The organism is Pseudomonas sp. yb_5, from assembly GCF_043103865.1.
Classification (GTDB): Bacteria; Pseudomonadota; Gammaproteobacteria; order Pseudomonadales; family Pseudomonadaceae; genus Aquipseudomonas; species Aquipseudomonas putida_Y.
In genome coordinates, this window is record NZ_JBICKE010000047.1 from 23951 (window position 1) to 49949 (window position 25999).

Here is a 25999-nt window from a genome sequence, read left to right on the forward strand (position 1 = left end):
GAGAGATGCCAACATGTCCACATGGCTTAGCCAGCTGAAGCAACACAGCACAGTGGTCGCCGACACCGGCGATGTCCAGGCGGTACGCCGTTTCGCGCCGCAGGATGCCACCACTAACCCTTCATTGGTGCTCAAGGCCATGAAGTCGGGCCAGTACGACACCTTGCTCGAAGACCTGTGCACCACTGCCGTCGCCTCCGGCTTGCCCACGCCGGAGGCGATCGAATATGTCTGCGACCGCCTGGTGGTAGCCTTGGGCTGCAGCTTGATGCAGTACGTCCCAGGCCGGGTATCGAGTGAGGTAGATGCAAGACTGTCGTTCGACACACAGGCAAGCATGATGAAAGCCCGGCGGTTGACCGCACTGTATGAGGCCGCCGGCGTCTCACGCGACCGCATCCTGATAAAGCTGGCGGCAACCTGGGAAGGTATCCGCGCGGCGGCTGAACTGGAGCGCGAGGGTATTCAGTGCAATCTGACGCTGATCTTCAGCCTGGCCCAGGCCCGCTCGTGTGCGGAAGCCGGGGTGTTCCTGATTTCGCCATTCGTGGGCCGGGTACTGGATTGGCATCGCCAGGCCCTGCCTGAAACAACGTTTGTGCCAGCACAGGAGCCGGGGGTCGGGTTGGTCATGGCCTGTCAGCACTTCATGCGCCGCCACGGTTACGCCACATCGGTGATGGCGGCGAGCTTTCGCAACGTGGGTGAAATCGTTGCGCTGGCAGGATGCGATCGGCTGACGATCAGCCCGGCACTGCTTGAGGAGCTGGCTGCCACCGAGGGTAGTCTACCGGTTGCCCTCGTCGAAAACGCAGAATGCGAGACGCCGCCAGCACCACTGAGCGAGGCTGATTTTCGCTGGCAAATGAATGAGGATGCGATGGCGACCGAAAAGCTGGCTGAAGGGATACGCGGCTTCACCCACGATCAGCGGGCGCTGGAGGCACTTGTTGGGCAACGTTTCGGGGGATGAGGACGGGTGCTCACCCAGTTGCCTGAGCCAACCTGACAGCGGGGCTATGCCCTCGGCAATGTACGGTCGCCGAGGGCTTTGCTCATCAGCCATCAACCGTCAATTGGTTTCCAGCTGATACGCCTTGCTCACGAACAACGCCGCAAACAGGCTCTTGCCTTCCTTGAAGGTGTACTGCTCTTCGAACTTGCCTTCCTCGACCAACTTCTGCCCGATGGCACATTCCGAGTCACTGTGGTTCTTGCCCTTGGAGCCAAAATCACTGCTCCACGATGACAGCCCAACCTCCTGGCAGAAAGCTGCGAACTTCGCCTTGGGGACTTGCTGCTGGTAATCGCTGAAAGCCTCTTTCAGCGGTTTGAAGCCGCTGTAGCTCACCGAGTAGTTCTCGACCTTTGCCTTGCGCGCAAAACCACTCACTGTTTCGGCCAATACCGACTGGCCGGTGTAAGGGCTGTATGCCCCGATCAGCATGGCACTGAGCGCACTCTTGAGCTGGGTTTCGACATCGTCCAGCTCCGGCAGCGACTGGAAGTCGGCCTTGCGCACGATCTCACCTACCTTGGAGCCATCGTTACGGTGGGTCACGACAAACGCCATCGAGCCTTCACCGTCACTGGAGCGCTTGATGGTGAAGTCCAGGTCAACCGTGGTGCCAAAATCGCCCGTACTGCTGACCAGAAACGCGCCAGTCACCGGCTGGCGGACCGCCATGTTGGCCCCCCAGGCGAACCCCGACTCAGTGGCCCGGCCATTGGCGGTCAGCTCTGCACGCGGCTGGATCTCGTCGCTGACATCAGCCACCAGAACCACTTCGGCGCCCTTGCTGGCAACGAAGGGGTTGGCCATCTGCATGCCGAGCAGCTGGATGTGAATGGTACCGTCCTTGCTGTCACCGTCGTGAGACAGCTTCAACGCATCGGCTTTCAGGTATATGCCAGCAACATTGCGGCTGACGTTGAGCTGGTACTTGGCCCAACCCGCCAGGCCTTCTTCCGTCGAACTGCCGCGGACCGACTCCATCAAGCCCGACAGGCCGCGCATGAACTGTTGGGCGCCGTTGGTCTGCGCCGCAGTTACACGAATCTCAGGCTCGGCGACGGTCAGGTTGCCCGAGAACGCCGAGTAGGAAATGTCACCCTCAGAGAGTACATCCTCAAGGAAGTAACGCTCCTTGAAGTCGTCGTAGTAGGCCAGCGCAGCCTTCTTGCCCGAGCTGGAGACCATTGCATAACCACCGCCGAGCACCAGCACCGCCGCGGCCACACCGCCAATCAGCAGCTGCTTCTTGTTCATCTGTTTGATCATGGTGTTTGCCTCACTGGACCATCGCGGAAGCGTTGTTCCAGTCGTTCACGTACTTTTGGGAGACCTCGGGGGTCCAGCTGAAATCGATACCGGCGTTGGGGAATTCCTTGGCCAGTACGGCACCGAACGACACGCGGTCAGCACAGTGGTCCTGCTTGCAAGCCTCGGGCTCACCCACGCTGTAGGCCCGGTAGGTAGGCACGGCACGGCCATCGTCCAGCGGGTAGTACGGCGTGGCGTTGGCCACCTGGGTCACGTACCAGCCTTCGCTGTATTCCTCGTCCGCAACCAGACGGCCCTTGCTCGGGAAGTCGATGGTGTAGAAGTCGCCCTGCGTGCCGGTAACGTGCACCATCATCGGCGTCACGCTGGCCGAGGTCGCAGGGTTTTGCTGCTCCAATGGCGAAGCGAAGCGCACCTTGATGCCGGCCATTTGTGCCAGGGCCTCGGTTTCACGCCCCTTGAAGTCGCTCATGCCGTCCTGCAGCTGCTGGTAACGCTCCAGTACACGGGTATGCACACGGGCCAGTTCCTGTTGGCGCTGACGCTCTTCACGCACCCGCCGCTGCTCACGCTGAACCGCCCAGTTCGTACCCTCGCGCACATCGAAGAACAGGCCCTGACGGTTGATGCCGATGCGGTTGCGGGTAATTTTCTGCGCGTCATTGCCCCAGATGTTGTTCGAGATCGCCGACAGGTCCTTGACGATGAACAGGGTGGCCACATCCGTGGTGGTCGGCGAGGTGGTCTTGATCAGGTCGAAGATTTCCAGCGCAGCTTCCTTGTACTTGGCCGCGTCCAGTGCAAACGACTCGTCCGGGGTGACCACCACGTAGTACGGGTCGCTGCCGAACGGGCGCAGTACGCCGTAGCTGGAACGGCTGAAGGTCAGGTACACCTTCATCTGCCGGCCGGGGATTTCGCCCACCAGGAACACGGCTTGGTCAGCTTGCGCGGTGAGGTAGGAAACAGCCTTGTTCTTCACCGCAGGCTCGAGTTTCTTGATGAAGATCAGGCCGCTCGGGTGCGCGTAGACGCGGTTCCAGTTATCACCCCGGTAGGTGCCCACGGCCTTCCAACTGATTTTTTCGAAGCTGCCTTCGCCAAAGCCGGAGGCCGGGCACGGCATGGCCGGGGTGGTGCCGAACGACAGCGTGTCGCCATCGCCGATGATCGACTTGCTGAGCACCCATTTGCAGCCGGCGCCGTCCGTTACCTGCATCAGGTTGCGGTTTTCCAGGACCACCGAGCGGCCGAAGTCCGAGGTGGGGGCTGCTGCTACTGCTGTGGCAGGTGCCGGGACAGGCGGCACAACAGGGGCTGGTGCCGGGGCTTCGGCGGCCGGCGCAGGGGCCGGTTCTGCAGCTACGGCTGGGGCAGGCGCGGGAGCCGGGGCAGCTTCTGCTTTCGCGGGTGCGGCTTCAACTACCGCCGGGGCTGGCTCAGCAGCAGGGGCTGAAGCCGCTGCAGCAGCAACCGGTGCTTCTGGCTGCACAGGTGCCGGCACTGGCGCAGGTGCTGCAACCGGCGCAGGGGCAACTGCAGCAGGCGCGGCCGCCAGGGTGACCAGCCCCAGGTTGCTGGCATTGCCCGAGCCGCTGGCGTACAGGTTGCCCTTGGCATCGACCGCCTTCCAGCTCACCTTGGCGGTCGAGCAGTCCTTGGCGAACACGAACGGCAGCTTGGTCAGCAGGCCCGACAGCAGTTCCTGGTTATCCCAGGCCGGGCGGGTAATGGTCAGGTCGACCTGGGGCTTGCACCAGGTGGTGGCATCCCCAGGCACTTCGACCTTGATGTTGTCTTTCTTGGAAAAGGCCAGCTCATGGGCGAACGCCTGCGGTACCAGACCACAAGCGCCGATCACTGCCAGCGCGAGCGCGTGCTTTTTCATGGAGTTCCTCAGATCAGTTCCCAGGTGCCATTGGCTTGTTTGCAGAAGGTGTTCTGCTCTTGCTCAGTCTTGCCGCTTTGCGATTTCAGGCTGACGGTGACCGGGCGGCAGGCCGCTTCGGCGGCAACTGTCTGGGTCGGCAGCGACTGCACCGAGTCCAGGTCGAAGCCTTGGGTTTCCTTGCTGGCAGCAACGTCCAGCTCGTCCAGGTTGACGGCTGGCGTTACGCGCTTGGCGACCGCTTGCGCCTTGGGCTCGACGTAGTTCTTGTGCACGTAGCCCACAGTCACGCCCTTGCGCCCGACCAGGATCCAGTCACCGGTGGAGCCCACGGCAGTGAATTCGGTGTGGTTCTTCAGGCTGCCGACCTTCTCGCCAGTCTGATTGGGCGCGGCGCGCACATTGAGGTTGTCGCTGGTGGTCACATACGGCTCGTTGATCAGCTTCATCGACGGCACCGCCTGGATCTTCGGCGCGCGCTTGACCTCAACCTGCTTGGTCTTGGTGTACTCCTTGCCCGGCACGATCTGCGCGGTGGCGCCCGAATGGTCGGACTTCCAGGTCACCGGCTGGGCGCTGGCGGTGGTCTGCTGCTGGCTCAGCACCTCCTGGGTGCGCAGCGCCAGGGCCTGCTGGTCCTTCTCGTCCAGCATGTGGCCGATACGGTTGCCCATGTAGGCACCGATGCCACCTGCGATCAGGGCTGCGGCGATCTTGCCGTTACCACTGCCCATGGTCGAGCCGATGGCCACACCGGCCAGGCCACCGATCACGGTGCCCGCTTGCTCTTTGCTGATCCCGAGCTGTGCACAGGCCGTGGTAGAGGCGATGGCGACCGCCAGAAGGGACGCGACGAATTTCTTACGCAAGTGGAGCACTCCATTTTCGGTGGGGCGCACAGCCGCGTACCGCAGCCAATGGTTGGCGGCAGCATTCGAGTTTGTGCGGGGTTTTCAGAAAGTGTGCAGCACTGGCCGCAGACGACAATTCAGCCGTCCAGCGAGGGGCGCAGGGGGAGACCAGTACGGCGCAAAGCATCCAACGAATCCATGTCAGGAAGAGTTCATCGCCCAGCGCGCGTAATCATTACGGCGTGTGGCCTGGGCGTGAGTGGCGTATCAGAGGGCCGCATTGTAGCCCAAGGTGCCATTGGCAGTTCAAGACAAAATGTTGCAGGAAGCCTGTCTGATTGATTAGTAGAAATCCGTCCTACAACTTGTACTCAGAATTATCCCCTTCCTTGTAGGGCGTTTCCCAAACATACTGCCAACCCGCTCAAACGGTTGCGACGGATTCGGTCGCGCTCTAGTCTCGGCTCGTCGTTGTGAAATCAGCGACCGGCTTTGACAGGCCGACTACTCAAGTCTCCGTTGCAGCGCTTAATGGCAGCTGTGCATGGGGCACATTCGTGTGCGCCGGGTCCTTGGGTACCGGTCTGTCAACCCATGTATAGCTGCCTCCATTCGTTTGACAGCGTTGCCAGGCGGCTCCACTACCCAAGGAGCTTACATGCGCAAGACAGTCCCCGATCCACCCTACTCCCCCCATTCCACCCAGATCCTGCAAGACACCCTGGTCCAGTCTTCAGAGTATGTGCTCTGCGCCCTGTCCGTGGCCCGCCAATCCGTGCAACTCAAACCTACCGCCCACAGCTCGATCGTGATGCAGGCCGTGATCCATGAAATGGAAGCGGTACAGGGGCTGGTCGAGTCGGCGTTGATGCAGTTGCAGATGCGGCCGCATTTACCCACAGAGCCTTACACCTTGCATTAGCAGGTCAGGCCTCTTCGCGGGCACGCCCGCTCCCACAGGGTCATCACAGCCGTCACGCACTGCACAGTACCTGTGGGAGCGGGCGAGCCCGCGAAGAGGCCAGCCCAGGCAACCCAGAATCCAGGGAAACAAAACAATGCCCACCGACAACACACCAGAACCCACCACAGTCGGCAAGACCTGCTTCTACCAAGGCGAAAACAACACCCACCCGCTGTTCCGCATCGAACCCGGCATCCCCTGCCAGGACGCCCGCGAACAGGCTTCCGAACTGATGGGTTACGTGCGCGACCTGATCATCACCGGCCTGATGGACGGCGACCAGAAACTGATCTGGGCCTCGCATTACCTGAGCGCAATGGCCAAGGCGCTGTTGGATGATGCTGAGTTGGGGATGATGAAAAAGTAAGTACGAGGAAGCCCTGGAAACGCAAAATATCCCGGGGCTTCACCGATTGCATCATGTCGCAAGCGCACCTAAGCGAGCCCCCACGCTGACAGCTGGAGTGCGACATTCTCTACCGCCATGTAGTCCATTTCCCAAACGCTCAGCAAACCCGCGCTATCCGTTGCCAGCGCTCCGCTCGCGCCCTAGCCTCATCACGTCGCGGCCAAACCAAGCGCCGACGATGGGAGGCGAACATCGCTGCAGGCGTATACACCCGTTGCGTAATGGGCAACCCACTCCGTTTATAGAGCCGCAGGCCCACTCGGCCGCTCACTCATCGACAAGGAGTAGCCAGTAGGCTACATTCAATGCATGCCGAATCAGATAGACACAACGTCTGAATTTGACGATTGGCTAGATGGCCTAAAAGATCCAATTGGCAGAGGTGCTGTTTCCTTGAGGATTGCCCGAGCAGAAAACGATTGCTTCGGTGATATCGAATCCGTTGGCGAGGGTATCAGTGAGATGCGCGTATTTGTAGGCCCCGGATATCGAATCTACTTCGTTCGAACGGGCGCAATCCGCTACCTGATGCTCTACGGTAGCGATAAAACAGATCAACGCAGAGCCATCAAACGAGCAAAGGAAATTTTTGATGCTTTAAGAGGTAAAAAATGATGAGCAAAAAAATTTCGCCGCAAGACATGCCAATCCTTGATCTGGATTTGAGCAAAACAAAACGCTTCGAGGCCTCCCGGTTTCTCGACAGCCCGGAAACCATCGCGGCATTTCTGGCAGAGGCAATGAAGGCTAATGACGCTCAAACCCTGATGCATGCATTGGGTGAAGTGGCAAAAGCCAAGGGCGTGAATCAGTTTGCGCAAGACGCAGGGGTCAATCGAGAGTCTCTTTATAAAACGCTGAAGGGCGGAGAAAAGACCCGATTCGCTACTATTCAAAAACTGATGGTTGCCTTAGGTGTAGAGCTCACGGTCAGGCCGCTCGAGAAGCTTCCGGGCTCTTGATTTAACCGCTCGGGCAATTAGCATGCTGGCTGTAAATCTTTGCCTTCCATAACGAAAAAGCCCCCGGAAGCTTTCGCTTCCAGGGGCTTGATCTTGTATGGCGGAGAGATAGGGATTTGAACCCTAGGTACTGTTGCCAGTACAACGGATTTCGAATCCGTCCCGTTCGACCACTCCGGCATCTCTCCAATGCCGCGCATCATACCAGCGTTCTTTTAAAACGCAAATCTTTTTTTCAAAAAAACCGCGTGGTATCAGGCGCTTGCGTGAACGCGCCGCTTACAGCGGCACGCCCAGGCGCTTGGCAACTTCTTCGTAGGCTTCGATCACGTCGCCCAGGCCCTGACGGAAGCGGTCCTTGTCCATCTTCTTACGGGTTTCTTTGTCCCACAGGCGGCAGCCGTCCGGGCTGAACTCGTCGCCCAGCACGATCTGGCCGTGGAATACGCCGAACTCCAGCTTGAAGTCGACCAGCAGCAGGCCGGCGTCATCGAACAGCTTGCTCAGCACTTCGTTGACCTTCAACGACAGCTTCTTCATTTCCACCAGTTGCTCGGCGGTGCCCCAGCCGAACGCGACAACGTGAGATTCGTTGATGAAGGGGTCGCCCTTCTCGTCGTTCTTCAGGAACAGCTCGAAGGTGGACGGCTCCAGCTTGATGCCCTCCTCCACGCCCAGGCGCTTGACCAGGCTGCCGGCAGCGTAGTTGCGCACCACGCACTCGACCGGGATCATGTCCAGCTTCTTCACCAGGCACTCGTTGTCGCCCAGCAGCTTGTCGAACTGGGTCGGCACGCCGGCTTCTTCCAGTTTCTGCATGATGAAGGCGTTGAACTTGTTGTTCACCATGCCTTTGCGGTCGAGTTGTTCGATACGCTTGCCGTCGAACGCCGACGTGTCGTTACGGAACAGCAGGATCAAGCGGTCGGCGTCGTCGGTCTTGTAAACCGATTTGGCCTTGCCGCGGTAAAGTTCTTCGCGTTTTTCCATGATTGGGCTCCGCTTGCTTGAGGTGTTGGGCTAGGCGATTTCGCGCCAGTCGAGCCCGTGTTCCTGATTCGCCACCTGGAGCCAGTCCGGGTCGCACCCAAGGGTGTCGACGAAGCACTGGCGGGCCAAGTGTGGCAGGTTGTTCTTGCTGCTGAGGTGGGCCAGCACCAGGTGTTGCAGGTTGTTCCAGCCCAACTCTTGCACCAGGCGCGCGGCCTGGTGGTTGTTCAAATGCCCTTGCATGCCACCCACCCGCCGCTTCAAGAAGGCCGGATAGTGACCGCGCGCCAGCAGGTCGCGGCAGTGGTTGGCCTCGATCAGCAGTGCATCCAGGCCCTGGTAACGCTCCAACAGCAGCGCGTCGTACGAGCCCAGGTCAGTAAGCATGCCAAAACGCCGCTGACCATCGCTCACCACGTACTGCAATGGCTCGTAAGCATCGTGCTCGACCCGCGCTGCGGTCACTTCCAGGCTGCCGATGCGCAGGCTTTGGCCACAAGCGAGAAAACCGGCCACCTCGACCGGCTTGCGCATGCCGCGCAAGGTCCCTTGGCTGAGGTAGACCGGTACATTGTAGCGCCGTGACAGCAAGCCGACCCCATGCACGTGGTCGGCATGTTCGTGGGTGACCAGTACCGCACTGAGCTGGGCCGCCGACACACCGAGCAGCGCCAGGCGCCGCTCGGTTTCGCGCAGGGAAAAACCGCAATCGACCAGGATGAACGTGTCACCACTGGCGATCAGCGTGCCGTTCCCTTGGCTGCCGCTTCCGAGTACCGCGAAGCGCACTTAGCCCAGGTGGTCCTGAATGGCGCTCAGCACGCGGCGGGCGACATCGGCCGGAGCCACGGTGTTGATGTTCTTCTCGACCGTGACCTGCACGGTCTCACCCACCTTGCTCAGGCGAACCTGGTAACGCTCGGCACGGGCTTCACGCTCTTCCTTGGTCGGCTCGCTGCCGAACAGGCGGCTGAAGAAGCCAGGCTGGTTCTGCTTGTCGTCAGGCTTCTCGGACAGGTTGATGTAGTACAGGCCCAGGCTGCGGTTGATGTCTTCAACACGCCATTCGCCACCCTGCTCCAGGGCACGGCCCACGCCAGACCAGGCGCGGTCCAGGTCGGAGCCCAGATACAGTACCGGGTTGCCGCTGCCGTCTTCGCTCAGGCTGACGCGGCTGGGTGCGTCGAAATCGCGCGCGGCCAGCAGCGACACCGAACCACCCTTCTCGGCGCTGCGGTTCATGCTGGCAAGCATTTCATCGACCAGCAGGGCATCGGTGCCGGTATTGCTGGAGGTGGACGGGAACGCAGGATCGGCAGTGCTGCCCGCCGGGCGCTCGACGCTGACCACATACACTTCGGAGGTGTTGCGCTGCACGCCAGGCTCCATGCGCACACGCACACGCACCTCGCTGTCACCGCTGCTGGCAGTGCTGGCCAGACGCTGGCCAAGCGATGCCGACAGCTCATCGAAACGCTGCCAGGTGGTATTGAACTCACCTGTCTGCGGACGCTCTTCAGCAATGCGGAAGCCGTTGTCCTCGAAGAACTGCCGGGCTACCGGCCACACTTCGGCTGGCGAATGCTGGGCCAGTACCCAACGGCTGCTGCCACTGCGCTGCAGGCTGTAGTCGGTGAGCTGGGCGGCACCGCCGGTCAGCGGTTGCGGGCGCGGCACTTCGAACTCACCCGCGACGTTATCGTCAGCGACGTTACGCGGAATCGGCAGCAGCGGGTCAAGGCGCTTGACGTTGCTGGCGTCCGGCGGCAGTTGCATCGGCGCGGTCGGGTGGGCCTGCAGGTAGTCACTGCCGCGGTCGCGGAAATAGCCATCCTCGCCCCACAGCCAGCCACACCCGCTGGTGCTGGAGATAATCAGGGCAAGGGCGGAAAGACCAGCCAGTCGCTTCATGCGGTGTACTTCCTCTTAAACCAGTACGCCGGACTGGCGCAAGGCAGTACGGACTTTTTCGTGGCAGCCTTCGCTCAGCCAGGTCAGGGGCAGGCGAATACCTTTTTGCATCAGGCCCATTTCGACGAGCGCCCATTTCACCGGGATCGGGTTGGACTCGCAGAACAGGTCTTTGTGCAGCGGCATGAGTTTTTCGTTGATTGCGCGGGCCTTCTCGGCATTGCCCTCAAGGGCGGCCTCGCACAGGTCGGCCATTTCGCGCGGAGCGACGTTGGCAGTGACGGAGATGTTGCCCTTGCCCCCCATCAGGATCAGCTCGACGGCAGTCGGATCGTCGCCGGACATGACGATGAAGTCCTTGCTGACGCCATCGAGGATGGCCTTGGCGCGGGCCAGGTCGCCCGTGGCTTCCTTGATGCCGATGATGTTCGGCACGGTCGACAGGCGGATCACGGTCTCGGCCTGCATGTCGCAGGACGTGCGGCCGGGAACGTTGTAGAGGATCTGCGGGATGTCGACGGCTTCGGCAATGTGCTTGAAGTGCTGGTACAGGCCTTCTTGCGTCGGCTTGTTGTAGTACGGCACTACCAGCAGGCAGGCGTCGGCGCCAGCGTTCTTGGCGTTCTGGGTCAGGTGCACGGCTTCGGCGGTGGAGTTGGCACCGGTGCCGGCGATGACCGGAATCGGCTTCTTGCTGTGCTTGACGCGCTCGACCACATGCTTGATGACCAGGATGTGTTCTTCGACATCCAGCGTGGCGGACTCACCGGTGGTGCCGACAGCGACGATCGCATGGGTGCCGTTTTCCAGGTGGAAGTCTACAAGTTTGTCGAGGCTAGCCCAATCAAGACGCCCTTGTGCATCCATGGGTGTGACCAATGCCACCATACTGCCCGCAATCATGTAACTGCTCCTGCCGGAAAAAGAGAGCGGTAATGGTACTGGGGGCATCGACCTTGCACAAGCGAAGCAGGCGGGTGGAGCATTCCCCTCGGCGGCTTATTTCGCTACCCTTGGCCCTTTGATCGGTGCAGCGCGGCCCGCCGGGCCGTCGACCTTGCTCCCCGCCAGCGTCCAAGACCTCGCATGCGAGCCCCGGGCCCTGCCGACAGGAGGCTTTTGCCCGTCCTGTGCCGACCGCTCATCGCTTTAGGAATGCTGCATGTCCACCCCCACCGTCCGCGAACAATTCCTTGTCATCAGTGCCCTGGGCCCGAACCCCATGGAGCTGGCCAACGTCCTCAGCCGCGCTGCCTTCGAAAACCGCTGCGCGGTGGTCACCTCGCGCCTGAGCCGCCACGGCGAGACCAGCGCTCTGGTGCTGCAGGTTGGCGGCAGCTGGGACGCCCTGGCACGTCTCGAATCCACCCTGCCAGGCCTGGGCAAGAAACACGGCCTGACGCTCGACGTGGTCCGCAGCGCCGACCAGGAAGTGCGCCCGCAGGCCCTTCCGTATGTGGCCTACGTCAGCGCTGCCTACCGCCCCGACATCATCAACGAGCTGTGCCAGTTCTTCCTCGACCACCGCGTCGAGCTGGAAGCCATGACCTGCGACACCTACCTGGCGCCGCAAACCGGTAGCAGCATGCTCAACGCCCAGTTCACCGTGATTCTGCCGGCCGGCACGCAGATCAGCTGGCTACGCGACCAGTTCCTGGACTTTGCCGATGCCCTGAACCTCGACGCACTGATCGAGCCATGGCGTCCACAGAACCCAATGTAAGGAAACCGATCATGGCTGTAGCACTCGACCAACCTGTTGCCGACTTCCAGGCCCAGGCCACCAGCGGGCAAACCGTCAGCCTTGCCGAACTCAAGGGCCAGCAGGTGGTGGTGTACTTCTACCCCAAGGACAGCACACCAGGCTGCACCACCGAGGGCCAGGGCTTCCGCGACCAGCACGATGCCTTCACCGCAGCCAACACCGTGGTATTCGGTGTATCGCGCGATGGCATCAAGTCCCACGAGAACTTCAAGGCCAAGCAAGGCTTCCCGTTCGAACTGATCAGCGACAAGGACGAGGCCCTGTGCCAGCTGTTCGATGTGATCAAGCTGAAGAAGCTGTATGGCAAGGAGTACATGGGCGTTGACCGCAGCACCTTCCTGATCGACAAGGACGGTGTGCTGCGCCAGGAATGGCGCGGGGTGAAGGTGCCCGGGCATGTGGATGCAGTTCTGGCTGCTGCTCAGACCTTGAACAAGGCTTGAAATTGAATGGGGCTGCCTTGCAGCCCTTCGCGGGCACGCCCGCTCCCACAGGAATTGTGCAGGGCCCAGTGGGAGCGGGCATGCCCGCGAAGGGCCGCAGAGCGGCCCCAATTACATTCAAAGCATCGGTGAAACGCTAGGCTCCTGCTTGGGCCACGCATCCAGCACGGCCTTGATCAGCGTCGCCAGCGGGATGGCGAAAAATATCCCCCAGAACCCCCATAGCCCGCCAAACAGCAGCACTGCACAAATAATCGCCACCGGGTGCAGGCTCACCGCTTCAGAGAACAGCAGCGGCACCAGCACATTGCCATCCAGCGCCTGGATGATCGCGTACACCGTCATCAGGTAGATGAACTGGTCGCCCCAGCCCCACTGGAACAGCGCAATCAAGGTGACCGGCACAGTCACGACCACCGCGCCCACGTAGGGCACCACCACCGACAGCCCCACCAGCAAGGCCAGTAGCGCTGCGTAATTGAGCCCCAGGCTGATGAAGGCAATGTAAGTGGCAATGCCGCAGATCAAGATCTCGATGCCCTTGCCGCGGATGTAGTTGGCGATCTGCCGGTTCATCTCGCTGCCCACCCGGCTCAGCAAGGTGCGCTGGCGCGGCAGGTAGCCGCTGACCCAGCGGCCAATGAGTTCGCGATCCTTCAGGAAGAAGAACACCAGAATCGGCACCAGCACCAGATAGATCATGGCATTGACCAGCAGTGGCAGGCTGGACAGCGAGAAGGTCAGCGCCCATTGACCAAACTTGCCAATTTCACCGCGCACCGACTCGATGGCGTGCAACACCTGCTCGTCCGACACCAGGTGCGGATACCGCTCCGGCAGCAGCAGCAACAACGACTGCCACTTGCCGAGCATCCCCGGCAGCTCGTTGAACAGCGTAATCAGCTGGTGCCACAGCAGCGGCACCAGCACCAGCATGAACACCGCCAGCGCCCCCATGAACAGGGCGAACACCAGCATCACTGCCAGCCGTGTTGGTACCCGCACGCGCTCCAGCGCGTTGACCAGCCCCTGCATCAGAAACGCCAGCACCATGCCCGCCAGCACCGGCGCGAGCATGCCGCCCAGGGTGAGCACTGCGGTAAACGCCAGGAACAACAGGACCGCCAGCACCACCGCTTCCTCATCGGAGAAGTAGCGCTGCACCCAGTCGCGAAAGACTTTGAACATTGACGATCCTTGGAAAAGACTCAGGCCTTGCGCAGCCAGTAAGTGTAGGTACCGGCCTCGGCCGTTTCATGCAGCAGGGTATGACCGGCCAACTGGGCGAAAGTGCGGAAGTCGCGCTGCGAGCCTGCGTCAGTGGCGATGACCTTGAGCACCGCACCACTGGCCAGGCGATTGAGCTCCATCTTGGCCTTGAGCAGTGGCAAAGGGCAATTCAGCCCGCTGGCGTCCAGTTCGGCGTCGCAGGTCAGGGTGTTACTCATCGCAGGGTCTCCAAAGGCATTGCCAGGCTGCTTCCTGGCATGGCTGGCTAGGATAGCGCCACTGGTCGTCAACGTGTGAGCCCGCTACAGTAGGTATCTTTGATCCGACGCGAGCTTCATGCATGAATCTACTGCGCCCTACCCTGCTGACGCTGGCCTGCCTGATGGCCCTTCCCGGCCATGCTGACGACCTGCCATCACTGGGTGATGCCAGTTCTGCGATCGTCTCGCCGCAACAGGAGCACCAACTGGGCCGTGCCTGGCTCAGCCTGCTGCGCGGCCAGGTCAATCAGCTCAACGACCCTCAGCTCAAGGACTACGTCGAAACCAGCGTTTACAAGCTGGCCGAAACCAGCCAACTGCAGGACCGGCGCCTGGAGTTCATCCTGATCGACAGCCGCGAGCTCAACGCCTTCGCCGCCCCGGGTGGCATTGTCGGGGTCAACGGTGGTCTGTTCCTCAACGCCCAGACCGAGGGCGAATATGCCTCGGTGCTGGCCCACGAACTGGCGCACTTGTCGCAACGCCACTTCGCGCGGGGTGTCGAGGCTCAGCAGCGCATGCAGCTGCCGATGATGGCGGCGCTGCTGGCCGGCATCGTGCTGGCCGCAGGTGGCGCCGGCGATGCGGGCATCGGCATGATTGCCGGCACCCAGGCAGCGGCCATTCAGGAGCAACGGCGCTTCTCGCGCCAGAACGAACAGGAAGCCGACCGCATCGGTATCCAGAACCTGGAAAAGGCCGGCTACGATCCACGCAACATGCCGACCATGTTCGAGCGCCTGGCACGCCAGTACCGGTATGACGCCAAACCGCCGGAATTCCTGCTGACCCACCCGGTGACCGAATCACGTATTGCCGACACCCGTAACCGCGCCGACCAGGCGCCCAAGGGTGGCATTGAAGACAGCATGCGCTACCAACTGATCCGCGCCCGGGTGGCACTGATCTACGAGGGCACACCGGGGCTTGCCGCCAAACGCTTCCGTGCCCAACTGGACGAAGACCCAAAGCTGGACGCTGCACGTTATGGCCTGGCCTTGGCGCAGATCAAGGGTGGGCGATTGAACGAGGCGCGTGAAATGCTCAAGCCGCTGCTGGCCAAGGCGCCCAACGACATCACCTACAACCTGGCACAGATCGACCTGGACATCACCAACAACCGCCTGGCCGACGCCCAGCAGCGGGCCGAGCGGATGCAGGGGCTGTACCCGGGCAACTACCCGTTGAAACAGGTACGTGCCGACCTGCTGGTGAAACAGAACAAGCCGGCCGAGGCCGAGAAGGTGTTGAACGAGCTGGTCAAGAGCCGCCCGGATGACCCGGATGTGTGGTACGACATGGCCGAGGTGCGTGGCTTGTCGGGCAATACCATTGGCTTGCACCGGGCGCGGGCCGAGTACTTCACGCTGGTCGGCGACTTTGACCAGGCAATCCAGCAGCTGGATTACGCCAAGCGTCGGGCAGGCGGTAACTTCCCGCTGGCCTCACAGATTGACCAGCGCCAGCGCGAGATCATGGAGCAGCGGCGCATGGTTCAGGAAATGATGGGGCGCTGAAGGCGATTCGCGGGCAAGCCCGCTCCCACAGGTACTCCAGCGCCTTGGTAAACGGTGCAATATCTGTGGGAGCGGGCGAGCCCGCGAAGAGTATGACGCGGTCTGGCGTCAGGCATTACCAGACAGCTTCAGCCGCGCCGCCTGGGTAAAGTCCAGCATGCGATTAAGCGGCTTGATCGCCTTGGGCACCAGCGCCGGGTCAACGAAAATCTCGTTGGTGCCGTTACGCAGGCAATCCAGCACCCGCTCCAGGGTGTTCATCGCCATCCACGGGCAGTGCGCGCAACTGCGGCATGCCGCGCCGTTGCCGGCGGTGGGGGCTTCGACGAATTCCTTATCCGGGCACAGCTGCTGCATCTTGTAGAAGATGCCGCGGTCGGTGGCGACGATGAAGGTTTTGTTCGGCAGGGTCTGGGCAGCCTTGATCAGCTGGCTGGTGGAGCCCACCGCGTCGGCCAACTCGATCACCGCTTCCGGCGACTCGGGGTGCACCAGGATCGCAGCATCCGGGTACAGCGCCTTCATGTCGGCCAATTGGCGCGACTTGAACTCCTCGTGAACGATGCAGGCACCGTCCCACAGCAGCATGTCGGCACCGGTTTGCTTCTGGATGTAACGGCCCAGGTGCTGGTCCGGGCCCCAGATGATGGTTTCGCCGTTGTCCATCAGGCTTTCGACAATTTCCAGCGCGCAGCTCGAGGTCACTACCCAGTCGGCGCGTGCCTTCACCGCTGCGGACGTGTTGGCGTAGACCACCACGGTGCGCTCAGGGTGCTGGTCGCAGAAGGCCGAGAACTCTTCTACCGGGCAGCCCAGGTCGAGCGAGCAGGTGGCCTCCAGGGTCGGCATTAGCACGCGCTTTTCCGGGGTGAGGATTTTTGCCGTCTCGCCCATGAAGCGCACACCGGCCACGATGACCGTTTCGGCCGGGTGGTTCTTGCCGAAACGGGCCATTTCCAAAGAGTCGGATACACAGCCGCCGGTTTCTTCAGCCAGTGCCTGGATGACCGGGTCGCAGTAATAGTGGGCAACCAGCACCGCATTCTGGGCTTTGAGCTCGGCAGCGATGGCCGCACGGAATTCGGCCTCCTGCTCGGCTGTCAGCGGGTTGGGCTGCTTGGCGTCGAGGTGGGCCTGAACCAAAAGGCGTTCGGAAATCTGGGTCATGATCGCTGGACCTGCAGGCGCGCTTGCGCGTCAAATCGAGTGTATCACCCGGCCCTGGCAGATCGGCTAAGGGTGCCGGACGGCACACTGACCGCCACGGCCCTCTGCGGGCGCGGATTATTATCGGAGGCCGAAGGCTACAGACAATCCAGCGATTACTAAAGTGGTTTTTGTGTTGCCTGTACTGGCCTCTTCGCGGGTAAACCCGCACCAACACTGTGAAATCCTTGTAGGAGCGGGTTCACCCGCGAAGAGGCCGCAACAGGAGAAACCATCACCCCTGCGGCGACAGGGCCGCCAGATGCGCCGCCATGAACATGGCAAATTCTTCCACGGTCATTTTTCGGCCATTGAAATCGACCATGCCCTCGGCATAGTGCAGGCTGCTGACCACATCATCGCCCTGCAAGGTGGCCATGCCGCTCTGCAGCGCCATCATGCCGACCATCTCCCCCGCCTGGCTCGACTGCATGGCAATGGCTTGGGCATCGGTCTGGCCATCCAGCAAGGCTTGCAAGGTCGCCAGGTCACCGATCATCGGCTTGGACAGCGACAGCTTGCCTTTCACCTCAGTGATGATCTGCTTGCTCAGCTGGTCCGGCGGCAGGTCGAAGCTGGTCGGCGCGGCAAGGTCCATCGACAGGTTGAAGCGGCTCTCGCCATTGGCGGTCTTGAACGACAGGTTTTCCACCGCCAGCTTGGGCTTGGCGGCCAGCAATTTCTGCAAGTCACCCTGGAAGCGGGCCTTTTCGGCATCGTCCATCTGGATCTGCGGCACCGGCTGGCCAGCAGCACTGGCGGCCTCGAACTCCGGCAAGTGCGACTGGTACCACTTCGACAATGCCTGCAGCGCCGGGGCGTTGACAGACGTCACGCTCACCGCCATCTGCGCCTTGCCTACCGCGCGGCCATCCCAGCTGATGTCGCCGACCTTGTACTCCGCGCGGCCACCCACGGTGTCCGCGCCCTCGAGGGTTTGCAAGGCCTTCTGCTCCAGCCCCTTGATCAGCAGCACCTGCTGTCTGGGCCCAAGTGTGACCTTGGTTTCAGCCAACGCCAGATCGACGTTACCCACATAGATGGCATCGTGCGCGGTGGCTGCGAGGTTACCGCCAAACTTCAGCCCTTTGAGCTCGAACGTGGCCGGCGGCTGGTCGTCTTGCACCCTTTTAATCACGAGACTGTCGGCCTGGCCGTGGAACGTCGAGGCCTTGCCCTCCTTGTCCCCGCTGACTTCGAACTGCATGCCCGAGAAGTCCAGGCTGTTGCCATCCGCTTCATCCAACTTGAGCGGCGCCAGCTGAACCTGGCTGACCACACTGCCGCTGTAACCCAGGCTGGTCTGCGCACTGATCGGGGCCTTTTCACCCGCAGCGGCGAACCATGGCGCGACGGCCTCATCCTTCTGCAGCGTGCTGTTGCTGACCGCCATTACCGGCATCAGCTTCAGCGCCCTGACCCTGGACCAGGGAAACGGGCCGTGCTCGATCTGGTCGGTCACGCCCACGTCAAAATTAATCACTTCGCCCTCACCCACGTTGATGTCGCGAGCCTTGAGCCGGTACTGGGCAGTACTGCTGAAGAGATGCTGCTCCAGCGACACACGCTCGATGCTCATGCTACCACCGGTACTGACCAGGGCCTTTCTGAGTTCGGCGTTGCTGCGTGCAAGGGCGTTGTCCAGCTCTGCAGGCAGCTGCTTGCCGGTGTACCAGGCGCCTGCGGTAGTTGCGACGGCAATGGCGATAGCCAGGCCGGAAAGGATGCCAACTGATTTCTTCATGAATAGAACCGATTGCTGTCCGTAAGGGCTTCGAAGGCGGCCAGAGGCCACGCAGAAAACGAAGAGTACCACCCCCGATTGGACCGAGCGCTGGCCCAGGTCGAGAAATGCCATTTTTCGGACACGTCTGACACCGAGGCAAGCAAGCAAAGGATTCGTTAATTTTTACGAACACGCCAGTTGATCATAATCGCAAATAAACGCGCAAAAACCGAACAAAACCCGTATTTAATCGATAAATATTTCAATTTAGCAACATCTTGTCATGTTTAACTTGACACCCACCTACCCATCGTTTTTTATTTTCACCACTCTGCGCGCCTCGCGCCTCCCGCCGCTCCAACATAAAAGGTGAACAATATGGAGCCCATCCGCTCGCCCTTGCCGCATGCGCAATACACCGTGCCCGTCGTTTACGCCCAGCAGCAGGAGCCATGCCAGCATGCAGCCTGACCAGAGCGCTTCCGGCAACGGCCAACTCCGCAAAACCCTGCGCCTCTGGCACGTGATCATCATCGGCCTGGCCTACCTGACCCCGATGACCGTGTTCGACACCTTCGGCATCGTCAGCGGGATTACCGCCGGCCACGTACCCAGCGCCTACATTCTGGCGCTGGCCGGCATCCTGTTCACCGCCGTAAGCTATGGCACCCTGGTAAAGCGCTTTCCGCAGTCGGGTTCGGCCTACACCTACACCCAACGCGCAATCAACCCGCATGTGGGCTTCCTGGTCGGCTGGTCTTCGCTACTGGACTACCTGCTGCTGCCAATGGTCAACGCACTGCTGGCCAAGCTTTACCTTTCAGCCATGTTCCCGGAAGTGCCGGAGTGGATGTGGGTGGCCGGCTTCGTCACCCTGATCAGCCTGATCAATATGCGCAGCGTGAACCTGGTGGCGCACTTCAACCTGCTGTTCGTGGGTGTGCAGGTGGCGATCATCGCCGTGTTCATCTACCTGTGCGTGCGCGGCCTGGACCATGGTGAAGGGCTGGGTACCACCTGGAGCCTGATACCGTTCGCCGACAGCCAGACCCAGTTCAGCGCCCTGGCCGCCGGTGCGACCATCCTGTGCTTCTCGTTCCTGGGCTTTGACGCTGTCACCTGCCTGTCCGAGGAGACCCGCGACCCGGCCAAGACCATCCCCCGGGCGATCTTCCTCACCGCATTGATCGGCGGCGTGGTGTTCATCACTGTGTCGTATTTCATCCAGGCCTACTTCCCGACCATGGCCCGTTTCCACGACCAGGAAGCGGCCCTGCCCGAAATTGCCCTGTACGTTGGCGGCAAGCTATTCCAGTCAATCTTCATCGCCTGCACCGTAATCAACACCATCGCCTCGGGCCTGGCCTCGCAAACCAGCGTGTCGCGCCTGCTGTATGTAATGGGCCGCGACAACGTGATCCCGGCCAGGGTCTTCGCCCGCCTGCATTCGCGCTACAAGACACCCGTGCTGAACATTGCCGTGGTCGGCGTCATTTCGCTGTCGGCGATCTTCTTCGACCTGGTGACTGCCACCTCGATCATCAACTTCGGCGCCCTGGTCGCGTTCAGCTTCGTCAACCTGTCGGTGATCAACCACTGCTACCTGCGTGAAGGCAATCGCAAAGGCCTGTCCAACCAGTTGAAGTACCTGGTACTGCCTACCATCGGCTTCTGCATCATCGTCTCGCTATGGCTGGACCTGAACGCACATTCGCTGATGTTTGGCGGCATCTGGGCTGCGCTCGGGCTGGTCTACCTGGGCTGGCTGACCAAAGCCTTCCGCTCGGCACCACCCAACTATGTCGCCGAATGAACCCTGCTGCCCACAACGCCCGCGCCTGACCGCGGGCGTTGTACTTGACCGATAAGGAAAGCCCTCATGCCGCTGCGTCGCCTCTCCATCCAATGGAAGATCACCCTGCTCGCCGGGCTGTGCCTGCTGGCCATTGTCGCCTTGCTGGTAGCCACCTCGCTGACCCAGGCGCATCGCAGCGCTGCCCTGGTCAACCAGGCCAACACTGCCATGCTTGAAAACAGCGCCCGCCAGCGCCTGCAGGCCCAAGCCGAAACCCAGGCCTTGCGTATCCAGCGCTACTTCATGGACGCCTACCAGTACGGCAATGGGTTTGCCCGCCTGGTGCAAGTGCTGAAGGCCCGTGGTGGTAGCGACCTGCGCGCCGAACTGACCCGCCAGGCGCGTGCCAGCCTGGCCGGCAATCCGGATGTGATCGGTCTGTACCTGGTGTTCCAGCCCAATGCCCTGGACCAGCAGGACAGCCAGTACCTCGGCCAGGACGCCGTGGGCAGCAATGAGAGCGGGCGTTTCTCGCTGTACTGGTCACAACCCAGCCCCGGCACCCTGGAACTTGAAGCCATGCCGGAAACGATGCTCGGTGACAACAGCATTGGCAGCAACGGCGCGGCGAAGAACCGCTGGCTGACCTGCCCGCAGGACACCGCCAGAACCTGCATGCTCGAGCCGTACCTCGACGAGGTCAACGGACGCCAGGTGCTGATGACCAGCATCGCCCTACCATTGCTGGAACACGGCAAGGTCATCGGCGTGGTCGGCATTGACATCGGCCTGGCCAACCTGCAGCAACTGAGTGTGGACGGCCGCCGCGATCTGTTCGACGGCCAGGGCCAGGTGAGCATCGCCACCGCCGCCGGCCTGCTGGCCGGCAACAGTCGCGACGACAGCGCACTCGGCAAGCCCATGGACAAGGCGGTAGCCGACGGGCTGCTGCGCGTGGACCACCCCTTCATGCCCATCCCTGACACAGCCCCGTGGCAGGTATTGCTGGAGTTGCCGGAAAGCGTGCTGCAGGCCCCTGCCGTAGCCCTCAACCAGCGCCTTGATGCCCATAACCAGAACGCCAACCGCATCAGCCTGCTGATAGGCCTTGGCACGGCAATCGCCGGCTTGCTGCTGGTATGGCTGACCGCGCGCGGCGTTAGCCGGCCAATCCTGGCCGTGGCTGCACGCCTGGAAGACATTGCCAGTGGCGAGGGCGACCTTACTCGCCGCCTGGACTACGCCCGCCAGGATGAACTGGGCCAGCTCACCAGCTGGTTCAACCGCTTCCTCGACAAGTTGCAACCGACTATTGCCCAGGTCAAAGGGTCGCTGCAGGAGGCACGCGACACCGCCGACCAATCGGCCGCCATTGCCAGCCAGACCAGCAACGGCATGCAGCAACAGCACCGCGAAATCGAACAGGTGGCCACAGCGGCCAACGAAATGAGCGCTACAGCCCTGGATGTCGCCCACAACGCCTCGCAGGCGGCCCAGGCCGCACGTGCTGCGGATCAGGCCAGCCAGGAAGGCTTGCAACTGGTGGACAGCACGCGCCAGGGCATCGACCGCCTGGCCGCAGGCATGAACACTGCCATGGACGAGGCGCGCGCACTGGAAGACCGCAGCGGGCAAATCGGCTCGGTGCTTGAAGTGATCCGCACCATTGCCGAGCAAACCAACCTGCTGGCACTGAATGCCGCCATCGAAGCGGCCCGCGCAGGCGAAGCCGGGCGTGGCTTCGCCGTGGTTGCCGATGAGGTCCGCGGCCTGGCCCAGCGCACGCAGGTCTCGGTGGAGGAAATTCGCCAGGTCATCGAAGGCCTTCAACAGGGTACGCAGGACGTGGTCGGGGCCATGCATGCAGGCCAACGCCAGGCCCAGGACAGCGCCGCACGCATGGAGCAGGCATTGCCAGCACTGCAGCGCATTGGCGAGGCGGTGGCGGTTATCAGTGACATGAACCTGCAGATTGCCTCGGCAGCGGAAGAGCAGAGCGCGGTGGCCGAGGAAGTGAACCGTAACGTGGCCGGCATTCGAGACGTGACAGAATCACTGGCCGGGCAGGCCGATGAATCAGCACGCATCAGCCAAGCCCTGAACCGGCTGGCCAACCAGCAGCAAGCGCTAATGGAGCAGTTTCGCGTCTAGCCTGTGAGGGCCTCTTCGCGGGTAAACCCGCTCCTACACGGGATTTGCACTGCTCTTGTAGGCGGCGCCAGCCCCTGTAGGAGCGGGCTTGCCCGCGAAGAGGCCGGTACAGACACCACAGCATCATCGTTTTTACTGAGCACTATTCATGCAAACCGCAACCCGATCCACTTTCTTCGACATCACCAGCGAACAAGGGCTTTTACGCACCTCGATCGCTGCCACCCTGTTCATTGCCACCATCGGCATCGCCTTCGGCCTGGCCTCCGGCTCGTTTTCCATCGTCTTCGACGGCGTCTACTCGTTGGTGGATGCCAGCATGAGCGGGCTGTCGCTGGTGGTGGTCAAGCTGATCACTTCGCACACCACCAGCGTGCAGATGTCGCGCAAGCTGCGCGAACGCTTCACCATGGGTTTCTGGCACCTGGAGCCCATGGTACTGGCGCTCAACGGCATCCTGCTCGGCGGCGTGGCCATCTACGCGCTGATCAACGCCGTCAGCAGCCTGCTGCAAGGCGGGCGCCACCTGGAGTTCGGCATTGCCATGGTCTACGCAATGCTGACGGTGATCACCTGCGTGACCATCGCCGTCGTCGAGGCCCGCGCCAACCGCAAACTGAAGTCAGACTTCGTACGCATGGACGTCAAGGGCTGGGTGATGTCGGCCAGCATCACTGCCGCACTACTGATCGCCTTCTGCTTTGGCTATGCCGTGCAGGGCACTTCGCTTGAATGGGTATCACCGTACATCGACCCGGCGGTGCTGGCGCTGGTGTGCCTGGTGATCGTGCCGTTGCCGATGTCGGTGGTGCGTCAGGCGCTGTCTGAAATCTTCCTGGTCACCCCCGGCGACCTCAAACTGCACGTGGATGAAGTGGCCAAGGCCTTCGTCGCCCGCCACGGCCTGCAGTCTTACCGCGCCTATGTCGCCAAGGTCGGGCGCTCGAGGGAGATTGAGCTGTATTTCATCGTGCCCAAAACCATGGCGGCGAAGACCATCGATGAATGGGATGCCTGGCGCAACGAGATTGGCGACGCGGTAGGCGGCGAAGGGCCGGACCGTTGGCTGACGGTGGTATTTACCGGGGATCCTGAGTGGGCCGAGTAAATCGAGGCGCTTTGCGCCCCAGCATTCCAAAAACGAAAAAGCCCGCGACCATTTCTGATTGCGGGCTTTGACGTACTGAGTATGGTGGGTCGTGTAGGATTCGAACCTACGACCAATTGGTTAAAAGCCAACTGCTCTACCAACTGAGCTAACGACCCGTTGGATGGCGCGTATAATACTGATTTCTAACGAGAAATCAATACCCCATCAAACTTTGTTCAAAAATACCGCGTTGGGTCTTCGATACCGGCTGCCTTGAAGCCATCGGCGCGCAGGCGGCAGCTGTCGCATTTGCCACAGGCGCGGCCGTCATCGTCGGCCTGGTAGCAGGAAACGGTCAGGCTGTAGTCCACACCACGGGCCATACCAGCCTGCACGATCTGAGCCTTGCTCATGTTCTGCAACGGCGCCTGGATGCGGAAGCCCTGCCCTTCTACGCCAGCCTTGGTCGCCAGGTTGGCCATGCGCTCGAAGGCCTCGACGAACTCGGGCCGGCAATCCGGGTAGCCGGAGTAATCCACGGCATTGACGCCAATGAAGATGTCGCGCGCTTCCAGCACTTCTGCCCAACCCAGGGCCAGCGAAAGGAACACAGTATTGCGCGCCGGCACGTAAGTGACCGGAATGCCTTCACCCGGCGCTTCCGGCACGTCGATGCTGCTGTCGGTCAATGCCGAACCGCCGATGCCGTCGAGGTTCAGCCCAATCACCTTGTGCTCGACCACGCCCAGGTCGCGGGCCACGCGGGCAGCGGCGTTCAGCTCGGCACGATGACGCTGGCCGTAGTCAAAGCTCATGGTGTAGCAGCTGTAGCCCTCGGCTTTGGCCATGGCAACCACGGTGGCTGAGTCCAGGCCGCCGGACAACAGGATTACTGCGCGTTTTTCAGTCATGTGTACGTGCTCCTCAATCAACGTCCGGGCTCGTCGTTCCACAGCAGCTTGTGCAGCTGCAGCTGGAAGCGTACGGGCAAGTTGTCAGCAACGATCCAGTCTGCCAGGTCACTGGCGTTCACCTGATGATGGCTGGGTGAGAACAACACCTCACCGGCACGCTCAGCCAGGTTGTACTGGATCAGCTTGGATACCGCCCAGTCATAATCCTCGCGGGAACAGATGACGAACTTGACCTGGTCGTTACGTGTCAGCTGCTCGATGTTCTCGTAGCGGTTACGGTGCGACTCTTCGGAGCCTGGGGTTTTCAGGTCGACCACACGGCTGACGCGGGTGTCGGTGCCGGCAATATCCAGCGCGCCGCTGGTTTCCAGCGACACCTCGTAACCGGCGTCACACAGCCGCTGCAGCAACGGCAAGGCGTTGGGCTGGGCCAGTGGTTCGCCACCGGTGACACAGACGTAGCGCGGCTTGAAGCCGGCCACTTGCTCAAGGATCGAATCAAGGGTGCGTACGGTACCACCACTGAAGGCATAGGCACTGTCGCAGTACTGGCAACGCAGGGGGCAACCGGTGAGGCGCACAAATACCGTGGGCAGCCCGGCCGTTCGCGTCTCACCCTGCAAAGAGTAAAAGACTTCGGTGATGCGTAATGTGTCTTGCATGCTCGCCACGGGCGTGACAGCTAAACAGGCTGTCCGCCTCCGTCAGGCACTGTCGCGGACTCGACATAGCGTTATCCGCAGCAGCGTGTTTACGAAAAAAGGGCAGTGATTCTAACGAAAAAACCCGCGACTGGCGCGGGTTTCTTTCTAGCGGTACAGCGGCAACGCCTAGAGCCTTTGCAGGTCACGCTGGGCCAGTTGAGCGGCAGAGGTGCCGGGGTACTGGGTGATGACCTGCTGCAGGATGCCCTTTACCTTGTCGGTGTGGCCCATACGGCGCTCGACATCAGCCAGTTTGTACAGCGAATCTGGCACCTTGCTGTGCTTTGGGTACTTCTGGCTGACCTGGGCAAAGGCCTGGCTGGCGCCTTGCAGGTCGCCCTTGGCCAGGTTCACCTCACCCAACCAGTATTGGGCATTACCGGCATACTGGCTGTTGGGGTACTTGCGCAGGAAGGCATTGAACGCCTGACTGGCCTTGTCGAAGTCTTTCTGTTTGATCAGGTCGAACGCAGCATCATAGTAGAGCTTTTCTTTCGCCGGATCGCTGGGCTGGCTACTGCCGGCCGGTTGTTGCGCAGCAGCACCTGCTGCGGCATCGGGGGCGGCATTGGACGCACCACCACCGGAGGAATTGTCAGGGGTTGCGGCAGGCGCAGCGCCACTGTTGATGCGACGGTCCAGGTCCTGGTAACGCTCCAGGCTTTCCTGCTTCATGCGCGACACATCGTTTTGCAGCTCTTCGATGATGCCTTGCTGGCGGGAAATCTGATCCTGCATCTGTTGCAGCTGCATGAACAGCTGACCCTGTGCAGAGGCAGGGGCCGAAGCCCCTGACCCGGCATAGGCGCCGCTCGTGCCATAACCCGCAGGCGGATAGCTGCCTGCGTTGTCATCTACTACAGGGACCTCAGCCCAGGCCGCAAGCGGCAGGCTGAGTGCGAGGACGGTTACTACACGGCGGCACATACGCATAAGAAC

The 25999-nt window shown here is 61.4% G+C and carries 25 protein-coding genes, 2 tRNA genes and 1 pseudogene; 12 read left to right on the forward strand and 16 right to left on the reverse strand.

Annotation, left to right across the window (positions count from 1 at the left end; translation table 11 throughout):
- The first annotated feature begins 13 nt into the window (after positions 1 to 13).
- Complete coding sequence (tal, locus tag ACF8GF_RS05605; protein WP_392488136.1) at positions 14 to 973, forward strand: transaldolase; 960 nt, start codon at positions 14 to 16, stop codon at positions 971 to 973.
- 99 nt (positions 974 to 1072) lie between these two features.
- Here tal and ACF8GF_RS05610 read toward each other — a convergent pair whose 3' ends face one another.
- Genes ACF8GF_RS05610 through ACF8GF_RS05620 form a run of 3 tightly spaced genes read right to left on the reverse strand, consistent with a single transcriptional unit; the run spans position 1073 to position 5041 of the window.
- Positions 1073 to 2281: a hypothetical protein gene (locus tag ACF8GF_RS05610; RefSeq protein WP_392460375.1), complete on the reverse strand. Its 1209-nt coding sequence runs from the start codon at positions 2279 to 2281 to the stop codon at positions 1073 to 1075.
- A 10-nt stretch (positions 2282 to 2291) separates the two neighbouring features.
- Positions 2292 to 4172, reverse strand: coding sequence for a hypothetical protein (locus ACF8GF_RS05615; protein WP_392488137.1), 1881 nt, complete (start codon positions 4170 to 4172; stop codon positions 2292 to 2294).
- An 8-nt stretch (positions 4173 to 4180) separates the two neighbouring features.
- A complete protein-coding gene (locus tag ACF8GF_RS05620) occupies positions 4181 to 5041 on the reverse strand; it encodes an SH3 domain-containing protein (protein ID WP_176685087.1) in 861 nt (286 codons plus the stop codon).
- A gap of 640 nt (positions 5042 to 5681) precedes the next feature.
- Between ACF8GF_RS05620 and ACF8GF_RS05625 the strand changes: the two genes are divergently transcribed.
- The 4 genes from ACF8GF_RS05625 (at position 5682) to ACF8GF_RS05640 (ending at position 7358) form a co-directional block, all read left to right on the forward strand.
- Positions 5682 to 5945, forward strand: coding sequence for a hypothetical protein (locus tag ACF8GF_RS05625; protein ID WP_108190684.1), 264 nt, complete (start codon positions 5682 to 5684; stop codon positions 5943 to 5945).
- A gap of 136 nt (positions 5946 to 6081) precedes the next feature.
- A complete protein-coding gene (locus tag ACF8GF_RS05630; RefSeq protein ID WP_021783348.1) occupies positions 6082 to 6354 on the forward strand; it encodes a DUF3077 domain-containing protein in 273 nt (90 codons plus the stop codon).
- A gap of 351 nt (positions 6355 to 6705) precedes the next feature.
- Positions 6706 to 7011 (forward strand): type II toxin-antitoxin system RelE/ParE family toxin, encoded by a 306-nt coding sequence (locus tag ACF8GF_RS05635; RefSeq protein WP_041168334.1) that lies wholly within the window; start codon positions 6706 to 6708, stop codon positions 7009 to 7011.
- A complete protein-coding gene (locus tag ACF8GF_RS05640; protein WP_176685088.1) occupies positions 7008 to 7358 on the forward strand; it encodes an addiction module antidote protein in 351 nt (116 codons plus the stop codon). The genes ACF8GF_RS05635 and ACF8GF_RS05640 overlap by 4 nt, the downstream gene beginning before the upstream one ends.
- Positions 7359 to 7456: 98 nt before the next feature.
- Here ACF8GF_RS05640 and ACF8GF_RS05645 read toward each other — a convergent pair.
- The 5 genes from ACF8GF_RS05645 to dapA form a co-directional block, all read right to left on the reverse strand.
- Positions 7457 to 7546: transfer RNA gene (locus ACF8GF_RS05645), tRNA-Ser, on the reverse strand.
- A gap of 91 nt (positions 7547 to 7637) precedes the next feature.
- A complete protein-coding gene (gene purC / locus ACF8GF_RS05650; RefSeq protein ID WP_003254733.1) occupies positions 7638 to 8348 on the reverse strand; it encodes a phosphoribosylaminoimidazolesuccinocarboxamide synthase in 711 nt (236 codons plus the stop codon).
- Between the two features lie 30 nt (positions 8349 to 8378).
- Positions 8379 to 9137 carry an MBL fold metallo-hydrolase gene (locus ACF8GF_RS05655; RefSeq protein ID WP_176685089.1) on the reverse strand — a complete coding sequence of 253 codons (759 nt, stop codon included), beginning with the start codon at positions 9135 to 9137 and terminating at the stop codon, positions 8379 to 8381.
- A complete protein-coding gene (gene bamC / locus ACF8GF_RS05660; protein ID WP_209967578.1) occupies positions 9138 to 10259 on the reverse strand; it encodes an outer membrane protein assembly factor BamC in 1122 nt (373 codons plus the stop codon).
- Between the two features lie 15 nt (positions 10260 to 10274).
- On the reverse strand, positions 10275 to 11162 hold the full coding sequence (gene dapA / locus ACF8GF_RS05665; protein ID WP_176685091.1) for a 4-hydroxy-tetrahydrodipicolinate synthase: 888 nt from the start codon (positions 11160 to 11162) through the stop codon (positions 10275 to 10277).
- Positions 11163 to 11421: 259 nt separating this feature from the next.
- Between dapA and ACF8GF_RS05670 the strand changes: the two genes are divergently transcribed.
- Both ACF8GF_RS05670 and ACF8GF_RS05675 read left to right on the forward strand, forming a co-directional pair.
- Positions 11422 to 11982 (forward strand): glycine cleavage system protein R, encoded by a 561-nt coding sequence (locus tag ACF8GF_RS05670; protein WP_003254741.1) that lies wholly within the window; start codon positions 11422 to 11424, stop codon positions 11980 to 11982.
- An 11-nt stretch (positions 11983 to 11993) separates the two neighbouring features.
- A complete protein-coding gene (locus tag ACF8GF_RS05675; RefSeq protein WP_176685092.1) occupies positions 11994 to 12467 on the forward strand; it encodes a peroxiredoxin in 474 nt (157 codons plus the stop codon).
- Between the two features lie 117 nt (positions 12468 to 12584).
- Here ACF8GF_RS05675 and ACF8GF_RS05680 read toward each other — a convergent pair whose 3' ends face one another.
- On the reverse strand, positions 12585 to 13655 hold the full coding sequence (locus tag ACF8GF_RS05680) for an AI-2E family transporter (protein ID WP_021783345.1): 1071 nt from the start codon (positions 13653 to 13655) through the stop codon (positions 12585 to 12587).
- Between the two features lie 20 nt (positions 13656 to 13675).
- The gene (locus ACF8GF_RS05685; protein WP_021783344.1) at positions 13676 to 13915 is read right to left on the reverse strand and encodes a sulfurtransferase TusA family protein; all 240 of its coding nucleotides are present in this window, start codon (positions 13913 to 13915) and stop codon (positions 13676 to 13678) included.
- Positions 13916 to 14037: 122 nt separating this feature from the next.
- Between ACF8GF_RS05685 and ACF8GF_RS05690 the strand changes: the two genes are divergently transcribed.
- A complete protein-coding gene (locus ACF8GF_RS05690; RefSeq protein WP_209967580.1) occupies positions 14038 to 15474 on the forward strand; it encodes a M48 family metalloprotease in 1437 nt (478 codons plus the stop codon).
- A gap of 108 nt (positions 15475 to 15582) precedes the next feature.
- On the opposite strand, the gene nadA is transcribed toward ACF8GF_RS05690, so the two are convergent.
- Both nadA and ACF8GF_RS05700 read right to left on the reverse strand, forming a co-directional pair.
- Positions 15583 to 16641 (reverse strand): quinolinate synthase NadA, encoded by a 1059-nt coding sequence (gene nadA, locus ACF8GF_RS05695; RefSeq protein WP_392488173.1) that lies wholly within the window; start codon positions 16639 to 16641, stop codon positions 15583 to 15585.
- 274 nt (positions 16642 to 16915) lie between these two features.
- Positions 16916 to 18424 carry a YdgA family protein gene (locus tag ACF8GF_RS05700; protein ID WP_392488174.1) on the reverse strand — a complete coding sequence of 503 codons (1509 nt, stop codon included), beginning with the start codon at positions 18422 to 18424 and terminating at the stop codon, positions 16916 to 16918.
- Positions 18425 to 18866: 442 nt separating this feature from the next.
- Here ACF8GF_RS05700 and ACF8GF_RS05705 point away from each other — a divergent pair, with 442 nt between their 5' ends.
- The 4 genes and pseudogenes from ACF8GF_RS05705 (at position 18867) to ACF8GF_RS05720 (ending at position 23460) form a co-directional block, all read left to right on the forward strand.
- On the forward strand, positions 18867 to 20219 hold the full coding sequence (locus tag ACF8GF_RS05705) for an APC family permease (RefSeq protein ID WP_209967584.1): 1353 nt from the start codon (positions 18867 to 18869) through the stop codon (positions 20217 to 20219).
- A gap of 285 nt (positions 20220 to 20504) precedes the next feature.
- Positions 20505 to 21494: pseudogene (locus ACF8GF_RS05710) on the forward strand (HAMP domain-containing protein); the annotation flags it as partial.
- A gap of 102 nt (positions 21495 to 21596) precedes the next feature.
- Entirely contained in the window at positions 21597 to 22352 is a 756-nt protein-coding gene (locus ACF8GF_RS05715) for a methyl-accepting chemotaxis protein (RefSeq protein ID WP_370688784.1), read from the forward strand.
- A 148-nt stretch (positions 22353 to 22500) separates the two neighbouring features.
- Entirely contained in the window at positions 22501 to 23460 is a 960-nt protein-coding gene (locus tag ACF8GF_RS05720) for a cation diffusion facilitator family transporter (RefSeq protein ID WP_392488175.1), read from the forward strand.
- A gap of 82 nt (positions 23461 to 23542) precedes the next feature.
- Here the strand turns inward: ACF8GF_RS05720 and ACF8GF_RS05725 are convergent.
- The 4 genes from ACF8GF_RS05725 to ybgF all read right to left on the reverse strand — a co-directional run bounded on the left by ACF8GF_RS05725 (position 23543) and on the right by ybgF (position 25993).
- Positions 23543 to 23618, reverse strand: a tRNA-Lys gene (locus tag ACF8GF_RS05725).
- 60 nt (positions 23619 to 23678) lie between these two features.
- Positions 23679 to 24371: a 7-cyano-7-deazaguanine synthase QueC gene (queC, locus tag ACF8GF_RS05730; protein WP_076403786.1), complete on the reverse strand. Its 693-nt coding sequence runs from the start codon at positions 24369 to 24371 to the stop codon at positions 23679 to 23681.
- Positions 24371 to 25018 (reverse strand): 7-carboxy-7-deazaguanine synthase QueE, encoded by a 648-nt coding sequence (queE, locus tag ACF8GF_RS05735; RefSeq protein WP_003254753.1) that lies wholly within the window; start codon positions 25016 to 25018, stop codon positions 24371 to 24373. The genes queC and queE overlap by 1 nt, the downstream gene beginning before the upstream one ends.
- A 168-nt stretch (positions 25019 to 25186) precedes the next feature.
- Entirely contained in the window at positions 25187 to 25993 is an 807-nt protein-coding gene (ybgF, locus tag ACF8GF_RS05740; RefSeq protein ID WP_176685098.1) for a tol-pal system protein YbgF, read from the reverse strand.
- Positions 25994 to 25999 lie beyond the last annotated feature (6 nt).